The organism is Candidatus Accumulibacter aalborgensis (assembly GCF_900089955.1).
GTDB lineage: Bacteria > Pseudomonadota > Gammaproteobacteria > Burkholderiales > Rhodocyclaceae > Accumulibacter > Accumulibacter aalborgensis.
This window is the reverse complement of record NZ_FLQX01000161.1, coordinates 1-1,114: the sequence shown is the minus strand read 5'-3', so window position 1 is coordinate 1,114 and position 1,114 is coordinate 1. Positions and strand designations below refer to the sequence as shown.

Sequence of the window (1,114 nt, the reverse complement as noted above, 5' to 3'; positions counted from 1 at the left end):
CCGTGTCATCGAGCTTCGTCGAACTCGATCTCGGCCTGCCGCTGGCGCCACCTGTGTGCGTCCTGGTTCTCACCGACCGAGCGGGCCGCGCGCTGCGCATCGAACTGCCACAAGCGGCCAGCAGCGACCTCGCCGAGGTCGCGTGTAGCCTCTGGCAGGTCCAGCCATGCTCGCGCTGAACGCGCGCCTGCGTGTCTGGGTAGCTGCCGAGCCCGCGGATTTTCGTTGCGGCATCGACGGTCTTGCCCGACGTGTGCGGCAGAAACTGGCCCAAGACCCGTTCAGCGGCGGCGTGTTCGTTTTCTGCAATCGCCGGCGCACGGCGGTCAAACTCCTGGTCTATGACGGGCAAGGCTTCTGGCTCTGTCAAAAGCGGCTGTCGCAGGGGCACTACCGCTTCTGGCCGCAGGAGTCACCGGGGAAGCTCCTCGCCCCGCACGCGCTGGCGGTCCTGCTCTCGGGAGGCGACTACGCCGCGGCCGGCGGAATCCCGGAATGGCGAGCGGTCGCCTGACCTGCGAGAGCGCAGCCCGCAAGCACAACTTCCGAAAGCCGGTCGTCACCCACCGCAACGGGGATACCGAAAACGACCTTTCGCGAAAGGACTAGACATCGTCGCTGGTCTTTGGCAGAATACCTTGGGTAGAAAGGGTCACTGCTGGAGGACTGAGAATGCAGCTTGTGAGTTCGCAAAGCTGGGGGTACGGCAGACGGGAGTTCCGCGCCGAGGAGGTTGCGAGCATCCGCGCAGCCGCGGTCAGTGGCCGCAAGGCCCCCCGCCATCGCTCGAACCGTTCCCAGAAGCGGCTGCGGGGGGACTTCGGCCAGCTCGTTGGCGTACGGCCATGAGCCGGCAGCGGGCATCCCACCGGAAGCGGCCTGCACACAACCCGCCGCAGCGGATGGTCATCCCGGTGCAGGAGATCGAGGCCATCGTCGAGCATAGCGGAACCAGACCGTTGACCGAGACCGAACAGGCGACCCTGAAGGCAGCGGTGGACACCCTCGCGCGGCTCACGGCCGAACTCGAGACGAAGGAAACCACGCTGGCACGCCTACGGCGGATTCTCTTCGGCGCGCCGACCGAGCGCACGGCCAATGTGCTCGGGGAAGG

Annotated in this window: 2 protein-coding genes; both read left to right on the top strand. The window is 66.7% G+C overall.

What is annotated here, in order from left to right; all coding sequences use genetic code 11:
- Positions 1 to 166: 166 nt before the first annotated feature.
- A complete protein-coding gene (tnpB, locus tag ACCAA_RS20485) occupies positions 167 to 514 on the top strand; it encodes an IS66 family insertion sequence element accessory protein TnpB (RefSeq protein ID WP_186409103.1) in 348 nt (115 codons plus the stop codon).
- Positions 515 to 845: 331 nt separating this feature from the next.
- On the top strand, positions 846 to 1,114 hold a 269-nt coding region (locus ACCAA_RS20480; RefSeq protein WP_186409102.1), incomplete at its 3' end, for a hypothetical protein.